Origin of the sequence: Paraferrimonas sp. SM1919 (assembly GCF_010993985.1) — a bacterium.
Classification (GTDB): domain Bacteria; phylum Pseudomonadota; class Gammaproteobacteria; order Enterobacterales; family Shewanellaceae; genus SM1919.
Window position 1 is genome coordinate 50,054 of record NZ_WINH01000004.1, and the last position, 21,185, is coordinate 71,238.

The window sequence follows — 21,185 nt, forward strand, 5'->3', positions numbered from 1 at the left end:
TATTTTTTTGAGGGAAGTTTTCATGTTTGGCTAAACTTAGGCTCTGTAGTATCGGAGCGCTTATGATAAAAGTTATGTTAGCAATAACTTTGGTTGGAAAGGCTGTGTTTGAAATCGTGCCAGATCCGTCCAATGTTGATCAAAGCGAGTTGGCTCAATCGCAGCAAGCTCAAAATTTCGTTAGTATGCAGTGTCAAGGTGAGCAATGCAGTAATGGCAACTTAGCGGTTGTAAATCTTTCTAATCAGACTAATTCGGTGCAAGTTAGGATATTACCAGTAAAACAAGGTGATATCGTACCAACTTTTACAAGTGGCGGTAGCAATAAGTTAATAGCACCAGGTAGTGACGTTTCGCTTACGGTTGAAGATAGCAATGACTTAGAAGCAGAACACTATTTTATTGAACTGACTTACGAATAGGGTGTTGTGCCTCTAGTCGGCCCGAACAACGGTTTTGTCTCCATTAGTGCTAAAATCAAGCATGCAATAAATCAAAATAAAAAAGGCCAGCGTTCTAAGCTGACCTTATCGATAGGGGTAGATGTTATTTAACCTTCATACCTGGCTCTGCACCTTGGTGTGGCTCAAGTATGAACAGATCTTTACCACCTGGGCCAGCAGCGAGCACCATACCTTCTGACACACCGAAGCTCATTTCACGGGGGGCTAGGTTAGCCACCATTACCGTTAGCTTGCCTTCGATGTCTTCTGGGGCGTAGGCTGACTTAATACCCGCAAATACCTGCTTGGTATCGCCGCCTAGGTCTAGTTCAAGGCGAAGCAGTTTGTTGGCTTTTTTCACATGCTCAGCTTTAGCAATGCGGGCGATACGTAAATCGACCTTAGCAAACTCATCAAAAGTGATGGTTGGGGCAATTGGGTCGACTTCTAAATGATTTACCTGTGGCTTTTCTTCTACTACTGGTGCTTGTGCTTCAAGCGACTGCTTTGAGTCTTCAACCATTTGCTCAACGTGTTTCGGATCGATACGTTGCATCAGCGCTTTAAACGGTGCGATTTGGTGATCCACAAGTTGGTTGTTAATTGCGTCCCAAGTAAGCTCAACACCAATAAAGCTTTCTACTTTCTCACATAGAGTTGGCAGTACAGGTTTTAGGTAAGTTAACAGAACTTTGAACAGGTTGATGGCTAATGAGCACACTTCATGGGCTTGCGCCTGAGTCGCTTCATCTTTTACTAACTGCCATGGTGCTTGTTCAGCGATGTAAGCGTTGGCCACATCGGCTAGGGCCATAATTTCACGCATGGCTTTACCAAATTCGCGACCTTCGTAAAGGGCGGCAATGGTGTCAGCTTTAGCGGTAAACTGGTTAAATAGATCGTTATCAATGTTGCTTGCTAACTTGCCGTCGAAACGCTTGGTAATGAAACCTGCAGTACGAGAAGCAATGTTGATGAGCTTACCAATAAGGTCTGAGTTTACCCGTTGGGTGAAATCTTCAAGATTTAAGTCTAAATCGTCAATACGGTCGTTTAGCTTAGCGGCGTAGTAGTAACGTAGGTATTCAGGCTGCAGGTTGTCTAGGTATGTACGTGCCTTAATAAAGGTACCCTTAGACTTAGACATTTTTTCGCCGTTTACTTTTACGTAGCCGTGGGCAAATACATTAGTTGGTTTGCGGTAGCCGGCGCCCTCTAGCATTGCTGGCCAGAATAGCGAGTGGAAGTAAACGATGTCTTTACCAATGAAGTGGTAAACTTCAGCGTCTGAATCTTTTTTCCAGAAATCATCAAAATTTAAGCCTGCAGTTTTATCGCACAGGTTCTTTAATGAGCCCATATAGCCGATAGGCGCATCTAACCACACGTAGAAAAACTTGCCAGGTGCATCCGGGATCTCAAAACCAAAGTATGGATTATCACGGGAGATATCCCACTGTGACAGACCTGTTTCAAACCACTCGGCAAGTTTATTGGCCATTTCTTCTTGCAGTGAGCCAGAGCGGGTCCACTCTTTTAGCATGTCTTCAAATGCTGGCAAGTCAAAGAAGTAGTGTTCAGAGTCTTTCATGATTGGCGTAGCACCAGAAACCGCAGACTTAGGGTTGATTAAGTCGGTTGGGCTGTAGGTTGCACCACAGTTATCGCAGTTATCGCCGTACTGATCTTCACTCTTACAGGTTGGGCAAGTTCCTTTAACGAAACGGTCGGGTAAGAACATCTCTTTTTCAGGATCAAACAGCTGTGAAATGACTTTGGTTTTGATGTGGCCAGCGTCGCGCAAAGCAAGGTAGATCTTGCTTGCCATCTCGCGATTTTCATCGGAATGAGTCGAGTGATAATTGTCAAAACCAATGCCAAAACCGGCAAAGTCGGCTTCATGCTCAATCTGCGTCTGTTTGATCATTTCTTCAGGGGTAATGCCCAGCTGCTGTGCTTTAAGCATAATTGGCGTACCGTGGGCATCATCGGCACAAATGTAGTAACACTCATGACCGCGTAGCTTTTGGTAGCGTGACCAAATATCAGTTTGGATGTATTCAAGCATGTGCCCTAGGTGAATAGGACCGTTGGCGTATGGAAGCGCACTGGTAACAAGAATTTTTCTGTTCGCTTTTGACATGTTAACTCTAAAAAATTAGGGGCATAAAAATATCCCTAAATAGTAACCTAATAACGCTGTTAATTCACCCAAAAATCACTTAAATGCTGTAAAACTATGCAGCCATAAGCCCCTGACATCGTCGATTATTTGGCTTTGTTATCAATATTTAAGCAATCAACGTAAATTTGTGAGGATAACGGCATAAATTCATGTCAAAAAAACTAAAAAAGTTTATTATCTGCGGCAAAAGTGGCAAATTATCTGGCTTCAAAATAGGCAAGTGGGTTTTGAAGGAATATAATTAGGCTGTTAATGATATTCTTATGAGAGAAACTATGGAAACTGCATCTTGCGTCATTATAGGTATTGCTGGAGCTTCAGCATCTGGTAAAAGTTTGATTGCTCAGACGATTTTTGAAGAATTGAAGCAAGAGGTGGGCAGTAACCATATCGATGTTATCAATGAAGATTGTTATTATAAAGATCAATCTCACTTGTCTATGGGTGAGCGTGAACAAACCAATTATGACCATCCCAGTGCCCTAGACCATGATTTACTCGTGGAGCATCTGCAATCTCTAAAGCAAGGCCAGTCAATAGAAGTGCCTGAATACAGCTACACCGAACACACACGTACCGACCATACTCGCACGGTAACGCCTAAAAAAGTTATTATTCTTGAGGGGATTCTGCTTCTAACGGATCCGGCTTTAAGGCAAAGTATGCATACCAAATTGTTTATGGATACCCCCCTAGATATTTGCTTATTACGCCGAATGAAGCGTGATATTGAAGAACGAGGACGGTCAATGCAATCGGTTATGGATCAATACATGGCAACCGTCCGTCCTATGTTTATGCAGTTTATCGAGCCCTCAAAACAGCACGCAGATATTATTGTTCCTAGGGGTGGTAAAAACCGTATTGCTATTGATATCCTTAAGACAAGAATTCGCCACTTATTAGCAAAATAATCAATTATAAGGGATCACATGGTCGCAATCTTGGATGCGGATGACACCTCTATTAGCCCGAGCGATCGGGCTTTTAATTACGGCGATGGCTGTTTTACTACCATCGCAGTATTAAACCAACAGCCTCTTCTCATAGATAAACATATTGCCAGATTGCAACGTGCGGTTCAGGTTTTATCCCTTAGAATCGACAGTTGGCAACACATTACCGGCGAAATTAATAGTAAAGCGGCACAAGTTCGACAGGGCTTCATTAAATTAGTGATTAGCCGAGGAATTGGTGGTCGAGGCTATCAGTTTGATGCTGCCCAGCAGCCAGTGGTTATTATTAGTGCTGGAGAGTTCCCCAGTCATTACCCGAATTGGCGTCGACAAGGGATAGCACTAGGCGTGCATCATTTGGCAATGGGGCAACAACCATTATTTGCAGGAATAAAGCATTTAAATCGTCTCGAACAAGTCATGCTTCGCCATCATTACCAAGGTAATGAGGTTGATTATGTCTGTTTCGATCAGGATGACAATATTATTTGTGCAAGTGCTGCCAACCTTTTTTTCATGAAAGGGCAACAGGTGCATACTCCTAAAATTAGCAATGCAGGGATCACAGGAGTGATGCGCCAACACATGATAGAGTTTTTGATGGCGAAAGGGATTGATGTTCAAGTTAGAGACATTAACATGGACGAGCTCAGCTTGTTCGATAATGCTTGGATGACCAACTCGTTAATGGGTGCGGTAAGCGTTAATAGTATCACTGAACTTTCCCATTTTAAGGGCTTTCAAAGGTTTTCACTCATTGATGAGTTTAATTTAAATTTAGGATTCGAGCTTTGCTAAAAAAAGTATTAGGTCTGTTGCTGTTTAGCGCAATTTCCATTTCAGGTTATGTCTGGTATCAATTAAATCAAAGTGTTACTCAGGTAACCAGCAATCAGCAAGCCATTGAATATAATGTCGCTGCAGGAAGCAGCTTTAGTCGTGTGGTTAACGATTTAAATAAGCTGGGGCTTATCCATAGCGTAAATTGGATTAAATTAAACGAAAAAATTTATTCCCATTGGCATCCCTTAAAGACGGGGCTTTACCAAATTGAAGCGAACATGCCGATAACTGAGTTATTTGCCATGCTCAAGCAAGGTAAACAGAAACAATTTAAGCTGACTTTTGTAGAGGGTTCAACCCTAAAACAGTGGCTTGAACAAATGCGAAATGCTGAGCACCTTAAACAAACGTTATCCACGGACAAGCCTTTAGCCGAGCAACTAGGGTTACAGGTTGACCATTTAGAAGGGCTTTTTTTTCCAGATACTTACTATTACCCGGCAGGTCAAAGCGATAAAGAGCTTTTATTGCAGGCATTCGATGCCATGAAAAAAGCCTTAGATCTGGCTTGGCAATCAAGAACAACCAGTAAGCATATTAAAGATCCTTACCAGTTGCTAATTCTGGCTTCTTTAATTGAGAAAGAAACTGGCTATGCTCCAGAACGGGAAACGATTTCAGGGGTATTTTATAACCGTCTTAATAAAAAAATGCGTTTGCAGACAGATCCTACCGTCATTTATGGTTTAGGGGACAACTATAAAGGTAACATTACTAAACGCCACCTAAGACAATATACACCATATAATACCTATCGAATTAATGGCTTACCACCAACTCCTATTGCGATGCCCGGTGCTGGTTCCTTGCATGCTGCGGCTAACCCAGATAAAGTGGAGTATCTTTATTTCGTCTCTAAAGGCGATGGTAGTCACTACTTTTCTAAAACATTAAAAGAGCACAATCGTGCCGTTAATAAATATCTGAGAAAGCGTTAATGCAAGCAAAATTTATTGTAATTGAAGGGCTCGAAGGCGCCGGCAAATCTACCGCGATTGCTACTATTTTAAATACCCTAGAACTAAATGGCATTAACCAGGTGGTCCAGACTCGCGAACCGGGCGGCACTCCTTTAGCTGAAAAGTTAAGAACCATAATCAAGCAAGAGCATCAAGAAAAGCTGTGTGACGAAACCGAATGTTTATTGATGTATGCCGCCAGAATGCAATTATTGGCCAATGTGATTGAACCCGCATTACAGTCTGGAAAATGGGTGATTGGTGATCGTCATGATTTATCCTCAAGGGCTTATCAGGGTGGTGGTCGCGGTCTTTCGGAATTAGTGGATAGGATTAGTGACATTGTGTTGGCCGGTAGGAAGCCTGACTTAACCTTGTACTTGGATATTGATCCTCGAGTGGGGCTAACTCGAGCGGCGGCCAGGGGCGAACTTGATCGTATTGAAAAGCAAGAGCTCAGTTTTTTTGAGAGAACTCGACAACGCTATTTAGACATAGCCAATGAGGATGACTCAATCGTCATTATCGATGCTCAGCAAGACATAGATAAAGTTCAGCAAGACATCAACATGCAATTACAGCAGGCAATCAACCAATGGCAGTAACCTCCGTTCCTTGGTTTGAACAACCCCTACGGCAGTTTCAGCAGCAGTTACTCGATAACAAATTGGCCCATGCTTTGTTATTGCCTTTAGGAAATGCCAATGGTGCCCAGTTATTGCTTAACGAAATGACCCAGCTGCTATTTTGCTATCAAAATAATGGTTGTGGCAGTTGTAAAGCCTGCTTATTGCTCAAAGCGGGCACTCATCCAGATTTACACCAGATTGTTGCCGATGGTAATCAAATTAAAGTTGACCAAATTAGACAATTGAGTCAAATCTTAGCGCAAACCTCACAGCAGGGTGGGCCTAAACTGGCGATCATTAAACAAGCTGAAAAACTGAATGAGGCAGCAGCCAATTCGTTGTTAAAAACCTTAGAAGAGCCCTCTGCAGCCAGTTATATTATTTTGCAAACTGAGCAGTCAGGACTGTTGCCAGCGACGATATTATCTCGGTTACAGAAAATGACACTGGTGGCGCCAGGGCAGCAGCAAATTCAAGCATACCTAAGCCAACATAATATTGATGCCAGTCTCCATTGGCAAAGTCACATTTATGGAGGCCCAATTGCTCTGTTGGATGTGACTCAAGACCAGCAAAATCAATTACAAACAATTCGAAAAATATGGGGTATGGCGTTAAGGGATAAAGTGGCAACTAAAGAATTGGCGCAATATACCGCTGAGATGCCTGCACTGAGTTTGCAAGTTCTGTGCTATTTACTTCAAAGTAAATTACTCAGTATTGCTGCATCTCAACCTAATTTCGCAGACTCGCTAGTGAAATTTATTCAAACTATCGGTAAAGAAGCAAATAAACTGACGAAAATGCCAACGGTCAACTATCATGCTTTATGTCAGGATTTTATTAGTCAGTACCATAAATTGAAAAGGTAATATGTCTAATTTAGAGTTGTACATTGATGATGTCGCCGAATTATATCGAGTCTATATGCCCTTTATTGAGGGGGGCGGTCTATTTTTTAAAAGTCTTGATAGCTTTGTTCTTGGACAGCAAGTGCAGTGCAGTGTGGTGTTACCTGTTTCCAACAAACTTTGGCAGTTCACCGCCAACGTTTGTTGGATTAATCCTCCCCAAGCACAACGTGGTCGACCCCAAGGGGTAGGGCTGTCATTGGCAGGCGTTCCAGAGTTATATCGAATAATTGAAGAGCTGCTAGGAACGAAATTAAATAGCCAGCATATCAGTTATACACTCTAGCCAATTCGCCATGATCCTTGGTACTATTAACATTAAATTTTTCTTATTGTAGTCCAAATTGTGTTTGTAGATTCCCATTGTCATTTAGATCGCCTTAAATCCGCCACTAGCGTTCAACAAGTGGCTGAAATTGTTCAAGCCGCCAGAGATGCTCAAGTCGAGCATATGTTATGTGTTAATGTGGTTCAGTCTGAATATCAGGCTATGCGTGATATGTGTGATCAGTTTGCGGATGTGTCTTTTTCTATAGGGGTTCACCCTTGCCATGTCCATGAAGGTTTTAATGCTGAGTTCATTAATCAACATGCCAGCGATAATAGAGTGGTCGCCATCGGGGAAACAGGATTAGATTATTATTATTCGAAAGACAATCAAGCACAACAAATAGCGGCTTTAGATGATCACATTAGTATCGCTCGCAATCACCAAAAACCATTAATTATTCATACCAGAGATGCCAGAGAGGATACCATAGAGCGTTTACGAGTTGGCCAAGCACATGATTGCCGTGGAGTATTACATTGCTTTACTGAAAGCTATGAAATGGCCAAGCAAGCTTTGGATTTAGACTTTTATATTTCATTCTCGGGTATTGTCACTTTTAAAAATGCCAAAGAGTTACAAGAGGTGGCTCGTAAGGTGCCACTGGATCGAATTCTAATTGAAACCGATAGCCCTTACCTTGCTCCAGTTCCTAAACGAGGTAAGGAAAATCAACCGGCCTATGTGAGCCATGTTGGTCAGTTTCTAGCAGATCTAAAAGGTGTGCATGTAAAAGAGCTTGCCGCTCAAACCACAGCTAATTTCTATGAGTTGTTTAAAGGTGCAAAAACAGCCTAAAAAAATGCCCAGAACGAGTCCGATGTTCTAGGCGAGGGGAACTGTATGTAATATACATACTCTGTTAGATAGACTTTAATTGTAGACCAATTATAAAAAAGCAAAGTCAAAATTTGTTGATTTTGCTTTTTTTAGGGGTTAACAGTTGCTAACTTTTTGAGTTATGGTCAGTTGTTGAAATTTAAATGATCCTTAATAAGCACTCTGGGCAACTTATTCTTTAGCTTTTTCTGCACCGGCTTAACCAGACCTAAGACCATATTTTGGTAGCAAACTCCCATCTCACCAGGGGAAAGTTTTTGCTCTATAGTGATGTCCTTTCCTTGTAAATAGTGTTGAGCCTGCTCGAGGCTGAGTGAGAAACAATTTTCAGGCTTAAGGAGTTGGTAGCAGTCATGCTCAAACTTATAGCCTTTTTTCAATTCTTCGGCTAATTTGATTCCAATGCGTTGATATTTTACTTTTCCATACAACTGGTCCATGCACAGTGGATGCAACCAAATTTCAGCATCACGTTGGGTTAATAACCCAAACTGGTCAACATCAATGCTAAATTGTTGGGAAAATGCTTGGCTAAACTGTTTTTTCGATGTCGCTGACATAGGTTTGAAAGCGGTGGGCTTAATTTTGGCCTTCTTGCCTTGCAGTTCAGGTATTGAACCAAGTTTTTTAATTTTAGCTACAAAAAAACCTTCAGAGTCATAGGTTTCAGGCCAAACGTGTAAGAAGCCTTCTGCAGTGATGGCTTGCTCTGCGCCATCGAACAAATTGTTTAATGGCGTGAATTCCACTTGCTGTGGGTACTTATCTCGTAGAAACCGACACACTTGCTGATTTTCGCGCTCATTCAAGGTGCAGGTTGAGTACACCATACTGGCGCCAACCTTTAATGCTGAAAATGCGCTCTCGATGAGTTGTCGTTGCAGAGCAGAAATTTCATCAATGTGTTGCTCACTCCAATTAGCAAGTGCATGTTCATCTTTACGGATCGCTCCTTCACCGCCACAGGGGGCATCCAATAAAATGGCATCAAAACTTTCTGGTGCGTATAGCCCAAACACACTCGCATCAAAGTTGGTGAGGGCCACATTGTAGGCGCCCATTCTTTGTAAGTTTGCATGCAATGTCTTTAGCCGTGAAGCTGATAATTCATTGGCGATTATGGCGGTACTTTTGGGTACTAGGTTTACTAATTGAGTGGTTTTAGAGCCAGGTGCGGAAGCCATATCGAGCAGGGTATTAAGGTCATTGAGCTCGGTTTCAGCCAGCAACGCAATGGGAGGGAGCATAGATGAGGCTTCTTGAATGTAAAATAATCCCCCCAAGTGTTCAATACTATTACCGAGACTTTGAGCAGCGTTATTGTCGTTGATCCAAAACCCATTATCACACCAAGGGATAGGGGTTAATTGCCAATCCTTTAATTTGGCAATGTTTAAGAACTCGGCAATGGTGATTTTGTCGGTATTGACCCTAATCGACCGTCTTAATGGCACTTGGCAAATATCCAAAAACTTTTGAAAATGAGTTGGTTCTGGATGAATTGCACGCATGTGCTCGATAAATTCTTGGGGTAATAAAGGCATGAATAGGCCATAGCTAAGGGTGATGATATGTATTATAAATCAAAATAAAAGAGCGACCTAGGTCGCTCTTTAGCAATCTATAATGTTGTCCTCTTAAAGTTTAGACTGAAACACTTTAAATTGTTCTTTGTTACTAAGTTTAGGGCTGAGTTTAGATACCATGATCCCCGCAATGGTAGCGAAGATAAACCCTGGCAATATTTCATACAGATCAAACAGGCCACCTTCGAGTGGTTTCCAAATCACTACCGTCAGTGCTCCTACAATGATGGTGATCAAGGCACCGTCACGAGAATAGTTTGACCAATATAGACTTAATAAAATGACCGGTCCAAAGGCCGCACCAAAACCGGCCCACGCATAAGAAACCAACCCCAGAACATTACTTTGTGGATCAAGGGCAATAATAATGGCGGTAAGCGCAATAACGATTACTCCTAGGCGGCCAACCAACATTAATTCTTTATCTGTCGCCTGAGGCCTTAACCACTTCTTGTAGACATCTTCGGTCAGCACTGAAGAGCATACTAATAATTGGGAATCGATCGTGCTCATAATTGCCGACAGTATGGCGGCAATTATTATACCTGCAATCCATGGATTAAAAGCCGTTTGAGCCAACTGAATGAAAACCGTTTCGGCATTTTCTAGTGGTGCTTTGCTAAAATATGCAGCACCAGCAAGTCCAGTAGCGAGGGCTCCCACTAATGAGAGCACCATCCAAGCCATCGCAATATTACGGGAGACAGGTACATCTTTAGGGCTTCTGATAGCCATAAATCGAGACAGGATATGTGGCTGACCAAAATAGCCTAGTCCCCAAGCTAACAAGGAGAATAAGCCAATAACGGAGAGATCAGAGTGCCATAAATGCCACATTTTTTCTGGAAGCTGTGGATGACTGCTAACCTGTTGGCTTTCAAAGATAAATACAGGCACAAACAGCAGCGCTAACAACATTAAACAGCCTTGAAAGAAATCCGTCCATGAAACCGCTAAAAAGCCACCGATGAAAGTATAAGAAACAATGATAATTGAACCAATGATCAATGCTTGCAGGTAATCGAGTCCAAAAACCTTTTCAAATAACAGCGCTCCACCGACCATTCCGGAAGATGCATAAAATGTAAAAAATAATAAAATAGTGGTCGCTGAAACGACTTTAAGTAGTCCTGAAGGATCATTGAAACGTTTTTCAAAGAAATCGGGAATCGTTAACGCGTTATCGGTGAGCTCTGTATAAATACGCAAGCGCTTAGCGACACATAACCAGTTCAATAATGCCCCTAAAATTAGGCCTATCCCCAACCAAGATTCACTCAGTCCATTAAGGTAAACGGCACCCGGAAGGCCCAGTAATAGCCAGCCTGACATATCTGATGCGCCGACGCTGAGGGCGGTAACAGCGGGGCCCATCTGGCGGCCACCTAAAATATAATCACTGACGTTGTCGGTTGCGCGGTAGGCCCAAACACCAATGGCTAACATGGCGATTAAATAGATAGTAAAGGTTATTGTTGCTGCAAAATCTACGTTCATGTTTTTTTTCTTGGTAATATTTATCCGCTTACCATATCAAAGAAGTGCTCATAAACCTATTTCAGATGTTTAAAAAAAGCTCACATAAGCCCATTCAAAATGAATTTTTTAACGAGTCAGTTACAGAGCGGAACAGTTTAAAAGTTTCATCAACATTGTATGCAATTGTTATTCCCCATTTGGGGGCTATCGACTTTCACCAATCAAGTCAGATAGCGGTTGTTACATTAACTTTAGGTGGCAGCAATGCAACAGCAACACATGATCAATCCTTTATTAAAAGAAAGTCTAGGGGGCTTTTTTGCTAAAGAGTCTGCATTTGGGTTGGTGATTTATGCCTAGGAATGGGCTTAATTAAATTGAACTGATTGAGATTACCTTGAGATAAGCGGTTAGCCAAAATGGCTTACAGTATCAGAGCTCATGGATCCTCAACTCTGGTGGGAAAGCCCTTGGTTTTTTTTATGATTAATTAACGGGCTTTTGTTTGTTTCTTGTATTTTAGTCAGTGAGCCTGAAGCCTATTTATCGCCGGTGGATAGGCTTGTGGCAATGGGGTGCTGGTCTTCAGTAATCGTTTGATCTTGCTCAGTGGCTGCCATTGCGGCGCGTTCGGCCTTAGAAATATATTTAGGCTTATTACTGGTATTTAACTTAGCGTTCTGCTTTTTTAGCTTCTTCTTTAAGGTTGAAATCACTTTTTTCTTTCGGTTCATAATGGTCTCCTAGTTCATATCCAATGCATGGTGAATAAGCGTAATACACTGGGAAGCAAATAACATTTTTGGCCCTAGGCTAATATTCTCGCAACCTAAGCGTTTCAAGCTGTTAAAGCTTTTTTTAGGCATAGGAATATGGTCGGTCAATAAAAAACACGGGTTGTCGGCAAACTCGATATCATGAATGTATTCCCCTTTAGGCGACATCATATACAGCTGTTGAGTTTGGGAAAGCTCAGCAATCAGCTTTTCAAAGCTTATGGTTCTAACACTGATCCCAGGCTCTACCTGCCTTGTTTGCTCTTTACCCATGCCTAAAGACTTGGTTAATGCCAATTTAACTTTAGCAAGTAATGATTGCTCATCAAAACCAGTTAAACCAGTAAGTTCATCGGATGTAAAACTGATAGTACGGGAGTAGTCCTTAGTGCTTTCAAGGACCAGGTGGACGGTGACATCACTGCGGTGGGATTGGGCCACAAAGATCCCGTTCATTAAGGTGTGGGCCAAAATTTCAGTATGGTTGTCACCACCCACTCCTGATAATAATAATTCAGGATCAGTAGGGGCAGAGCGGGCACGAAGCACAAAGGTGCGCATAAAAAATAACCTAATAAAAAATAAAGGCGAGGGTCTGTTGACCTTCGCTGTTTGTTTCTGCAGCAGTTTGTTAGTCTTTTATACAAGGCGAAGCGATTGACGTGTGGTCATTCCACACCAATGAGCTTCACCGCAGTAAAAATGGCTAACAAACGCTGTCCGCAGGATGCGTTTAAAGCTCAACCTAGCGGCGTTACTCTCATTTTACATAGAATAACTATGCTTCAATTCGAGTGCTTTGCTATCTTGCCCTTTAATTAGCACATAAAGTAAACATGAAAGGTCAGCAGACCCTATTATACCGCTAGAGATATATTTTGTGCCACTGTATAGGCGGTTTGTTGGCAGTTTTTAAGACCTTGGGCTAATGCTTGGGGTAAATCCATACCTTCGGGAGTAATACAGTAATAGGCATCGATACCATGCTCGAGCACTTGTTGTACATCTTCACCAAGGGAACCGGCCAAAGCCAATACTTTAATTGTAGGATTAATTTTTTTGGCTCTTTTGGCCAATGCCGTCGGCGTTTTTCCTTGGATGGACTGTCCATCTAAGCGACCTTCGGCCACGATTAACAGATCGGCATCTGTGACAATATCATTAAACCCTAGATGATCCATCAGTAACTCAGCCCCAGCTTGAAGCGTTACCTGAGGCAATAGTTGCAGCCCTGCTCCAAGGCCTCCTGCAGCGCCCGCGCCAGCATTATTTAAATCCAGATTAAATTGAGTTTTTACTACCTTATGGAATTGAGCTAGAGCAGCATCTAATTGTTTTACCTGTTCAGGAGTTGCCCCTTTTTGAGGGCCGAAAATATGGCTGGCACCATTATGTCCTAGTAGCGGGTTGTCGACATCGCAAGCCACTAAAATTTCGGTGTTTTGCAAGCGGTTATCCAATTCAGATAAATCAATTTCTGCCAGTCGAATAAGCTCAGCGCCACCAGGGTTAAGTGGCTGGCCGTCCTCATCTAAAAATCTTGCTCCTAAGGCAGTTAAAAGTCCCATGCCCGCGTCATTGGTCGCTGAGCCACCTAGCCCTAGAATAATCTTTCTTGGGTTGGCAGCTAAGGCGGCTTTGATCAGCTCACCACTGCCATAAGTGGAGGTGATAAGGGGATTACGCTGAGTCGTTGTCAGGCGTTCTAAACCAGAAGCCGCCGCCACTTCGACGACATGAATGCCATCTTGTAACTGTCCATAAAAGCCGTTAATCGCTTGACCTAAAGGATCTTGGCAGGGGTGTTCAATTAACTTACCGTTATTGGCAATCAGCGCGGCAACAGTGCCTTCACCACCGTCGGCCATCGGGAATAGGGTGCACTGTGTATCTGCTTGAGCACTAAGCCAGCCTGCCTTAATGGCCTTGGCAATATCAAGGGCACTGGCGCATTCTTTAAACGAGTCTGGGGCAATAATTACTTTCATTGGTCTAGAATAGTATGTTGTTTGAATATGTAAAAGTGTAATTAATTCACCTGTACTAACCCTTTGACAAAGGTTAGTCTTAGCGAAAATTTTATAATGTCTGTCCTATGAAAAAGTTGATTAACCATTCCCTTATCCTATCTTTGCCTTTTTTTGCACTAGGTTGCCAAGAAGCGGCAAAGCCGCAGCCTGTGAACGTAGAGTTACGCATTCTTGAAACCAGCGATCTACACGCCAATATGCTGGACTTTAACTACTACGCAGGTAAAGAAGACCCCAAAATCGGATTCGCGCGTACTGCCACTTTAATTAAGCAGCAACGTCTAGCGGTCACCAATAGCGTGTTGGTTGATAATGGCGACTTATTGCAGGGCAGTCCAATGGCGGATTATATTGCCAATCAATATCAGCAAGGCCAAGGCGTTGCCAAAGGGCAGGGTAATCCGATTTACCATGCGATGAACACCCTTAATTATGATGTCGGTAATATTGGTAATCACGAATTTAACTTTGGTTTGGATTTTTTAGAAAAATCATTAGCCAGTAGTTACTTCCCCTACATTAATGCCAATGTTTACTGTGCCCAAGCCGAGTGTTGGCAAGGCATTAAACAGGGACAAAACTTATTTACCCCTTATATTATTAAGCCTACTCAAGTGAAAGATTTAACTGGGCAAATTCACACCCTTAATATTGGCTATATTGGCTTTGTGCCACCGCAAATTATGCAATGGGACAGGAACCACCTTGAGGGTAAAGTGGCCGCAGAAGACATTCTGCTGTCAGCTCGCAAATTTGTCCCGCAAATGAAAGCCAAAGGCGCAGATATTATTATCGCCATCCCCCATTCAGGTTTAGGCAGTTCACAGGCGCCGGCTGAAATCAATGCTGAAAATGCGACGTTTCATTTAGCCAGCGTGCCGGGGATTAATGCGATTTTATTTGGTCACTCCCACAGCGTGTTTCCTGGTCCTAGCTTCAGCGGTATTGAAGGCATCGACCTTAAAAAGGGCAGCATTAATGGTGTTCCGGCGGTGATGCCAGGTCGCTGGGGAGATAACCTTGGAGTGATAGATTTATCTCTGCAAAAGAGTGAGCAGGGCTGGCAGGTGCTGGATTATCAAGCGCGCGCTGTGCCAATTTTTGATAAAAAACCAATGGTAGCAGCGGATCCGCATATTCATAACATCATGGCTGATACCCACCAAGGTACCTTGAACTTTGTTAACCAAGATATTGGTTATGCTAAGCAGCCACTGAATAGCTATTTGGCATTAGTGCAGGATTCCCCAAGTATGCAGATAGTGGCCGATGCCCAGCAGGCCAGAGTAAAGCAGTTGCTTAGTCAAAATGAGCAGTTAAAACATTTACCGGTATTATCGGCCGCGGCACCGTTTAAAAGCGGTGGCAGGCACTCAACCGCTAATGATGCAGACCAGTATACTAATGTGGCTGCAGGTGAATTAAGCTTTAAAAATGCTGCAGATTTATATTTATATCCCAACACCTTAGTGGCAGTAAAAGTGAGCGGCCAACAATTAAAGGATTGGTTAGAATGCAGCGCCAATCAATTTAATCAAATCGATGTTAATTCAACTATGCCACAGCAACTGATCAATTGGAGTGGCCACCCAACCTTTAATTTTGATGTGATTGAAGGGGTCGATTACCAAATTGATATCACCCAACCAAGCCGTTTTGACCGTGAGTGCCAATTGGTTAATGAAAATACTAGCCGTATTACAGGGCTGACTTATACCAATGAACAGGGCAAAAGCGTTAGCGGGGATGAGTTATTGGCTATGGAATTTGTGGTGGCCACCAATAACTATCGTGCTTTCGGTGGTAAGTTTGCCGGAACCGGCAGTGAGCAAGTGATCCTCGAAGCCCCTGATGAAAACCGTACGGTATTGAGTCAATATATCAGCGATAAAACCACGGCACTTGGTTACGTGCCAGTGCAAGCCGATAATAATTGGCGCTTTAAGACCATTGAATCAAAGCTTAAACTGGACATTCGTTTGCAAACTAGTGCCTCTGACAATGCCACCGCTTACATAAAGCAAAGTGCCATCTTACCTATGCAATACCTAAAGCAAGATGAACTCGGCTTCGCTGAATACCGCATTAATTTGCAGTAATTGACGGGAGCAACGAGTACGGATGACAGATGACGGATTGTCAGTATTCCGTACTCTGCACTCGGTATTCTAGTCCCATATAAAAAGCCGCAATAGTGAAAACTATTGCGGCTTTATTTTTGAGTAGTGTTCTCGAAGTGCGAAGCACGTTCTCGTAGCGAAGCGCCCTCGAACCTCGAAACCTATCAAATTAGGCTTCAATCCCTACAATTAACCAAGGCGCATTATCTGCAGTTAGGTTACGCTCAAGGTGCCATACATCATCAATGGCTTCTTCTTCGTTGTTGGCTTTATCTCTAGCACGGCCACTGAACTTAACGCTTAGTTGGGCGGTGAAAGGGGTTGAATCCGCGCGAACAATCTCTGCGTTTAAGAACATGATCTCAACGTCAGAAATTTCAGATTGGGCACGGGCTTGAATTAAATCTTTTAAGATAGTTGGCTCTAGGTACTCAGCCATTACCCCTAAGTCATTCTCATCCCATGCTTTTTGTAAAGTGCGGTAATGGTTTAGGGCACCATTAATAAAGTTGTCTTTATCAAAACCCGCCGGGTAGTTGTGGGGAACATCATCACCACTAGAAACAGCAGAAGTTGTCGCTGGGTTGTGGCTTTCAAATTGCGCTGATGCGGCAGGTTTTGGCATAGGTATGTCCATCGCAGGCCCTTGAGCTGCAGCCGCTTGAGGTGCGCCTTGGCGTTTAGAAGCCATTACCGATTTAAAGACTTTAAATAGCAAGAATGCCACACCGGCCATTAACAGCATGTCCATGATTTGCAGGCCTTCAAAGCCATCGAACCCACCGCTTAGCAGCGCCGCTAATAAACCACCGGCGAGTAAACCACCTAAAATGCCGCCCATCATGCCTTTTTTAGAGCTTGGCTTGGTAGCGTCTTGCTTAGCTGGCGTTTGTTGATTGCTGGCAGGTTGTTGTTTTGCTGGTGCCGTTTTGTAGCTTTTGCCAAATGTCTTACCACCACCAAAACGTTTTTTGGCATCCGCTGCCCCAGAGAAAACCAAACTCAGTGTTAATAGCACTAAAGTAAGGGTCGATAAAATAGACTTCATGATCCACCTTAATTCATTGAATTTATCGCGACAGATAATACCTGTTTATTCTAAGATTAAAAATGCTTTAGGATATATTTGTTAAAATATTAAAGGGAAATGAATTTATGAAAACATCAATTGGATTGTTGCTTTTAAGTATAAGCAACCTAGCTTGGGCAGATTGGGCGCTTAATAATGACCAAAGCAAGGTGAGCTTTGTGTCGATAAAAAAAGGGACAATCGCTGAAAACCATTACTTCAAATCGGTAACAGGAAGCATCACTGAAAGTGGCACAGTAAGTATCAGTATTGATTTAAGCTCAGTCGAAACGCTCATTCCTATCCGTAATGAACGTATGCTTAACTACCTGTTTGAAGTGGCAAGCTACCCAAAGGCCACCATCACTGCTCAGCTTGATGACAAGACCCTAGCAAATATTAAAAAAGCGTCTAGTGTTCAACTTACCCAAGTGGCTGAGCTCGATTTACATGGAGTTAAGCAAAATATCCAGCTTGAGCTGCAAGTTAATGCCACAAACTCCGGTGTGTATGTGAATACCATTGCCCCAGTGATTATTAATGCTGCCAACTTTAAGTTAGAGGGTGGGGTAGAGAAGCTTAGGGAACTGGCCAAACTGCCAAATATTGCGTTGGCAGTCCCAGTCCACGCAACCCTGAACTTTAGTAAATAAGTCTTAACCCCTAATTAACCTGAACTTAGGTTATGCAAACAAGGTCACATGTTGCTGGGCAACGGCAATTAAGCGGCCTTGTTTATCCCATATCTTTGAGCTTTCGGTACCATAGCCATTATGGAAATGGTCAGCCACAGCTTGAAAGGCAAACCAATTATTTTCATAGCCTTGATGGCTAGGGTGAATGAACTCAATATTCCAACTCATGGTGTTTGCTGGTGCCGGCAATTTGACCAGTTGTAGTAGGGTAGGCGGCCAACAATCGAATAGCGCCACTAAATGGGCATTACTGATCTTTTCGGGCTTTTTCTTAAAACGGCACCAACCGTGGAGCTCGATAGGCTGCTCGGGGTTATTGAAAAACTTCCCTTTTTGCAAAGATAAATCAAAGTGCTGCAAAAATTTAGGGACAATTTTGGGGATAGGCGGGATAAACATTTTTCTATCGGGCTTGGCCTGATTATGTTCATCGGTATTGGTTAAAACGTATTTCGACTTCCTATCTAAGCCATAACAGCCTTGGGCAACCAGTGCTGTTTTCCCCTCCTGCTTTAAGGTCACTAGAAACTGGCTGACATTCTTGCCTTGCCTTAGCTTTTCACAGCTTAAATTTATGTCTTTGTCTCCCTCTAATGGGCCAATGTAATTGACGTTTAAAGAACGGAGCAAGCGTTCATCGTCAATTTGATTGTCCATCGTTTGTACTGCAATCGCGGCGCCGATACCGCCAAAAATGGTTCTTCCTTGACCCCAACTTTTGTCAATTTTGATGGTTTGTTGAGCATCTGCTGTCACTTGCGCAAGATGCTGATCAATCGAACTTTTCATGGCCTACTCCTTTACTGGTCTTACCACATGTTAAGTGACTGATGTAAAAGTAGCAAGGGTTAAAAGTTAGCCAAAAGTATAATTTTATGGTAATAATTGTTTGTCGAATGTGTTTGTTGTAAAATGCGCGCGATTTATTGGTTGCAGCAATGTAGCCTACTAGTGGGTGCCAATGTAGTAGCCACATAATAAATATAAAATTAAACATTAAACAAGGAAAAACCATGTTCCCTAAAACCCAATTAGCTTGCGCTATTGCTCTTGCTACAAGCGTTTTAACTTTCCCTCAAGCTTTCGCGGCTGAAGAAGCTGAAACTAAAGCTAAAGACAAACTTGAAGTGATTGAAGTTACCGCAACACGTCGTGTGCAAAACATCAATGACGTACCAGTGTCTATTGCTGCTATTTCTGAAGAGCGCTTTGCTAACTTAATGGCTGGTGGTGGGGACATTCTTACCCTTGCATTACAAGTTCCTGGTTTATATGCAGAATCATCAAATGGTCGGGTTGCGCCACGTTTTTACATTCGTGGTCTTGGTAACACCGATTTTGATTTAGCGGCATCACAGCCAGTGTCTGTGATCATGGACGATGTCGTAATGGAAAACGTAATTTTAAAAAGTTTCCCATTATTTGACGTACAACAAGTAGAAGTACTTCGTGGTCCACAGGGCACTTTATTTGGTCGTAACACCACAGCTGGTATTGTTAAATTTGATACCGTTAAGCCGACTCAAGATTTAGACGGTTACTTAAAACTTGGTGCTGGCAGCTACGGCAGCCAAATCATTGAAGGTGCTGTAGGTGGTGGTTTAACCGATGCAGTTTCTGTGCGTCTGTCTGTGAAAGACGACCGTCGTGACGATTGGGTGTCTAATGGTTACACCGGTGAAGAAAACGTCATGGGTGGTCATGTTGATACTGCAGTACGTGCTCAAATCCAAGCAGATATCACCGATTCATGGGATGTAGGTTTTAGTTACCAACAGCGTGAATTAGACGGAACTTCTACTTTATTCCGTGCCAACGTGTTAACTGCTGGCTCGAACAAGCTAAATGAAAACTACAAGCGCGATGAGGTGTACTACGATGCGCCAATGCCTAACTATCAAAAGTATGATAGCCAAGGTTACACCCTGCGTTCAAATTTAGATTTAGATATCGCAACCCTAAGTTACATTGGTTCGCTGCAGAAAGCTGAAGGTGGTGGCTACGGTGATATCGATGGCGGTTATGGTGCATCTTACCTGCCAGAAATGGGACCAGGTTTTATTCCATTTGATTCGCAAACTGCAGATGGCGCTATTGTTGAGCAAATGACCCATGAACTGCGTTTAGCCTCTAACAATGTTGCTGGCTACAGCTGGCAGACTGGTGTTTACTGGTTCGATGGTGAATTACAAGTTGAGACAAACCCATTCTTTGTTGACCCAAGCACAGTGAAGCATGAAAACAAAACTTGGGCTCTATTTGGTCAAGGTACCTATGATGTTAATGACGAGTTAACCTTAACCGGTGGTGTTCGTTATACCAAAGATGAGAAGTCTCTTAAAATCCTAGCTGCACCAATTATGGGTGATGACGTTGCAACTGATGATGGCAAAGTAAGCTGGGAAGCTGCTGCCAACTATGCAATGGATGATAACTGGAATCTGTTCACTCGTTTAGCAACCGGCTTCCGTGCGCCAACCATTCAAGGTCGTGACGTAGCCTTCTTCGGGGTACCATCGGTAGCTAAATCTGAAACTGTGACTTCATTTGAAGTGGGCACTAAAGGTGACTTACTGGATGACACCCTTCGTCTGAATACGGCTGTTTTTGCTTATCAAGTAGATGACATGCAGTTTACTGCAGTGGGTGGTAGTGACAACCTAGTCCAACTTCTCAATGCTGATAAAGGCCAGGCTTACGGTGTTGAGATGGATCTTGAGTGGGTGGCGACTGAAAACCTACTGTTCACTGCTGGTTTCTCTTACACTAAGACCGAAATTCAAGATAACAATTTGAAAGTAGGTGTGTGTGCACAATGTACTGTGACTGATCCTCTGCAAGACGGTTATGCTTTAGTTGACGGTAACCCATTCCCACAAGCTCCTGATCTAACGGCTAACTTTACTGCTCGTTGGTCTAAAGAAGTGGGTAACGGTGAAGTTTATGCCTTTACTGATTGGTCATACCAAGGTGAAACCAACCTATTCATCTATGAGTCGGTTGAATACAACACCAATGGTCAGTTTGAAGGTGGTATCCGTCTAGGTTACAACAACTTTGAGCACGATATCGACTTCTCTTTCTACGGTCGTAACATCACTAATGAGCATAACATTAAAGGTGGTATCGACTTTAACAATAATACTGCGTTCGTTAATGAGCCACGTATTATTGGTTTAGAAGTAACCAAGCGCTTTTACTAAAGCATAGTTATTTTTATAAAGCCTCGCATTTGCGGGGCTTTTTTGGTTGTTTTGTTTAAAAAGTGACTAAATAGGTCGCTAATTGTCGATAAAATGCTGTGTTATTAAAATGTTTATTTATAATAAGAATCAA

Annotated in this window: 19 protein-coding genes; 11 read left to right on the forward strand and 8 right to left on the reverse strand. The window is 42.7% G+C overall.

Annotation, left to right across the window (positions count from 1 at the left end; all coding sequences use genetic code 11):
* Window positions 1–104 precede the first annotated feature (104 nt).
* Window positions 105–422, forward strand: a complete 318-nt coding sequence (locus tag GFB48_RS03350) for a hypothetical protein (RefSeq protein ID WP_163931131.1) — start codon at window positions 105–107, stop codon at window positions 420–422.
* Window positions 423–546: 124 nt separating this feature from the next.
* Here the strand turns inward: GFB48_RS03350 and metG are convergent, their stop codons facing one another.
* Window positions 547–2,586 carry a methionine--tRNA ligase gene (gene metG / locus GFB48_RS03355; protein ID WP_163931134.1) on the reverse strand — a complete coding sequence of 680 codons (2,040 nt, stop codon included), beginning with the start codon at window positions 2,584–2,586 and terminating at the stop codon, window positions 547–549.
* Between the two features lie 317 nt (window positions 2,587–2,903).
* On the opposite strand from metG, the gene udk reads away from it, so the two are divergent.
* Genes udk through GFB48_RS03390 form a run of 7 tightly spaced genes read left to right on the forward strand, consistent with a single transcriptional unit; the run spans window position 2,904 to window position 8,052 of the window.
* The gene (gene udk / locus GFB48_RS03360) at window positions 2,904–3,542 is read left to right on the forward strand and encodes a uridine kinase (protein WP_205597672.1); all 639 of its coding nucleotides are present in this window, start codon (window positions 2,904–2,906) and stop codon (window positions 3,540–3,542) included.
* Window positions 3,543–3,560: 18 nt separating this feature from the next.
* Entirely contained in the window at window positions 3,561–4,382 is an 822-nt protein-coding gene (pabC, locus tag GFB48_RS03365; RefSeq protein ID WP_163931139.1) for an aminodeoxychorismate lyase, read from the forward strand.
* Window positions 4,376–5,365: an endolytic transglycosylase MltG gene (gene mltG, locus GFB48_RS03370; RefSeq protein WP_240464820.1), complete on the forward strand. Its 990-nt coding sequence runs from the start codon at window positions 4,376–4,378 to the stop codon at window positions 5,363–5,365. Before pabC ends, mltG begins: the two co-directional genes overlap by 7 nt.
* Complete coding sequence (gene tmk / locus GFB48_RS03375; RefSeq protein ID WP_163931142.1) at window positions 5,365–5,991, forward strand: dTMP kinase; 627 nt, start codon at window positions 5,365–5,367, stop codon at window positions 5,989–5,991. The genes mltG and tmk overlap by 1 nt, the downstream gene beginning before the upstream one ends.
* Window positions 5,982–6,887, forward strand: a complete 906-nt coding sequence (locus GFB48_RS03380) for a hypothetical protein (protein WP_163931145.1) — start codon at window positions 5,982–5,984, stop codon at window positions 6,885–6,887. Before tmk ends, GFB48_RS03380 begins: the two co-directional genes overlap by 10 nt.
* Window position 6,888: 1 nt before the next feature.
* The gene (locus tag GFB48_RS03385; RefSeq protein ID WP_163931148.1) at window positions 6,889–7,212 is read left to right on the forward strand and encodes a PilZ domain-containing protein; all 324 of its coding nucleotides are present in this window, start codon (window positions 6,889–6,891) and stop codon (window positions 7,210–7,212) included.
* Between the two features lie 60 nt (window positions 7,213–7,272).
* Window positions 7,273–8,052, forward strand: coding sequence for a TatD family hydrolase (locus tag GFB48_RS03390; RefSeq protein WP_163931151.1), 780 nt, complete (start codon window positions 7,273–7,275; stop codon window positions 8,050–8,052).
* Window positions 8,053–8,219: 167 nt separating this feature from the next.
* Here the strand turns inward: GFB48_RS03390 and rsmF are convergent, their stop codons facing one another.
* The 5 genes from rsmF to GFB48_RS03415 all read right to left on the reverse strand — a co-directional run bounded on the left by rsmF (window position 8,220) and on the right by GFB48_RS03415 (window position 13,923).
* On the reverse strand, window positions 8,220–9,638 hold the full coding sequence (gene rsmF, locus GFB48_RS03395; protein ID WP_163931153.1) for a 16S rRNA (cytosine(1407)-C(5))-methyltransferase RsmF: 1,419 nt from the start codon (window positions 9,636–9,638) through the stop codon (window positions 8,220–8,222).
* Window positions 9,639–9,731: 93 nt separating this feature from the next.
* Entirely contained in the window at window positions 9,732–11,177 is a 1,446-nt protein-coding gene (gene putP / locus GFB48_RS03400) for a sodium/proline symporter PutP (protein ID WP_163931156.1), read from the reverse strand.
* A 521-nt stretch (window positions 11,178–11,698) separates the two neighbouring features.
* Entirely contained in the window at window positions 11,699–11,893 is a 195-nt protein-coding gene (locus tag GFB48_RS03405) for a DUF2986 domain-containing protein (RefSeq protein WP_163931159.1), read from the reverse strand.
* A 9-nt stretch (window positions 11,894–11,902) separates the two neighbouring features.
* Window positions 11,903–12,496, reverse strand: a complete 594-nt coding sequence (gene trmY, locus GFB48_RS03410) for a tRNA (pseudouridine(54)-N(1))-methyltransferase TrmY (protein ID WP_163931161.1) — start codon at window positions 12,494–12,496, stop codon at window positions 11,903–11,905.
* A 296-nt stretch (window positions 12,497–12,792) separates the two neighbouring features.
* On the reverse strand, window positions 12,793–13,923 hold the full coding sequence (locus tag GFB48_RS03415) for a glycerate kinase (RefSeq protein WP_163931166.1): 1,131 nt from the start codon (window positions 13,921–13,923) through the stop codon (window positions 12,793–12,795).
* Between the two features lie 107 nt (window positions 13,924–14,030).
* Here GFB48_RS03415 and GFB48_RS03420 point away from each other — a divergent pair, with 107 nt between their 5' ends.
* Window positions 14,031–16,064 carry a bifunctional 2',3'-cyclic-nucleotide 2'-phosphodiesterase/3'-nucleotidase gene (locus GFB48_RS03420; protein ID WP_163931169.1) on the forward strand — a complete coding sequence of 678 codons (2,034 nt, stop codon included), beginning with the start codon at window positions 14,031–14,033 and terminating at the stop codon, window positions 16,062–16,064.
* Between the two features lie 190 nt (window positions 16,065–16,254).
* On the opposite strand, the gene GFB48_RS03425 is transcribed toward GFB48_RS03420, so the two are convergent.
* The gene (locus tag GFB48_RS03425) at window positions 16,255–17,133 is read right to left on the reverse strand and encodes a Tim44 domain-containing protein (RefSeq protein ID WP_163931171.1); all 879 of its coding nucleotides are present in this window, start codon (window positions 17,131–17,133) and stop codon (window positions 16,255–16,257) included.
* 107 nt (window positions 17,134–17,240) lie between these two features.
* Here GFB48_RS03425 and GFB48_RS03430 point away from each other — a divergent pair, with 107 nt between their 5' ends.
* Window positions 17,241–17,807: a YceI family protein gene (locus GFB48_RS03430; RefSeq protein ID WP_163931174.1), complete on the forward strand. Its 567-nt coding sequence runs from the start codon at window positions 17,241–17,243 to the stop codon at window positions 17,805–17,807.
* A 30-nt stretch (window positions 17,808–17,837) separates the two neighbouring features.
* Here GFB48_RS03430 and GFB48_RS03435 read toward each other — a convergent pair whose 3' ends face one another.
* Complete coding sequence (locus GFB48_RS03435) at window positions 17,838–18,638, reverse strand: thioesterase family protein (protein ID WP_163931176.1); 801 nt, start codon at window positions 18,636–18,638, stop codon at window positions 17,838–17,840.
* 224 nt (window positions 18,639–18,862) lie between these two features.
* On the opposite strand from GFB48_RS03435, the gene GFB48_RS03440 reads away from it, so the two are divergent.
* On the forward strand, window positions 18,863–21,052 hold the full coding sequence (locus GFB48_RS03440; protein WP_163931178.1) for a TonB-dependent receptor: 2,190 nt from the start codon (window positions 18,863–18,865) through the stop codon (window positions 21,050–21,052).
* Window positions 21,053–21,185 lie beyond the last annotated feature (133 nt).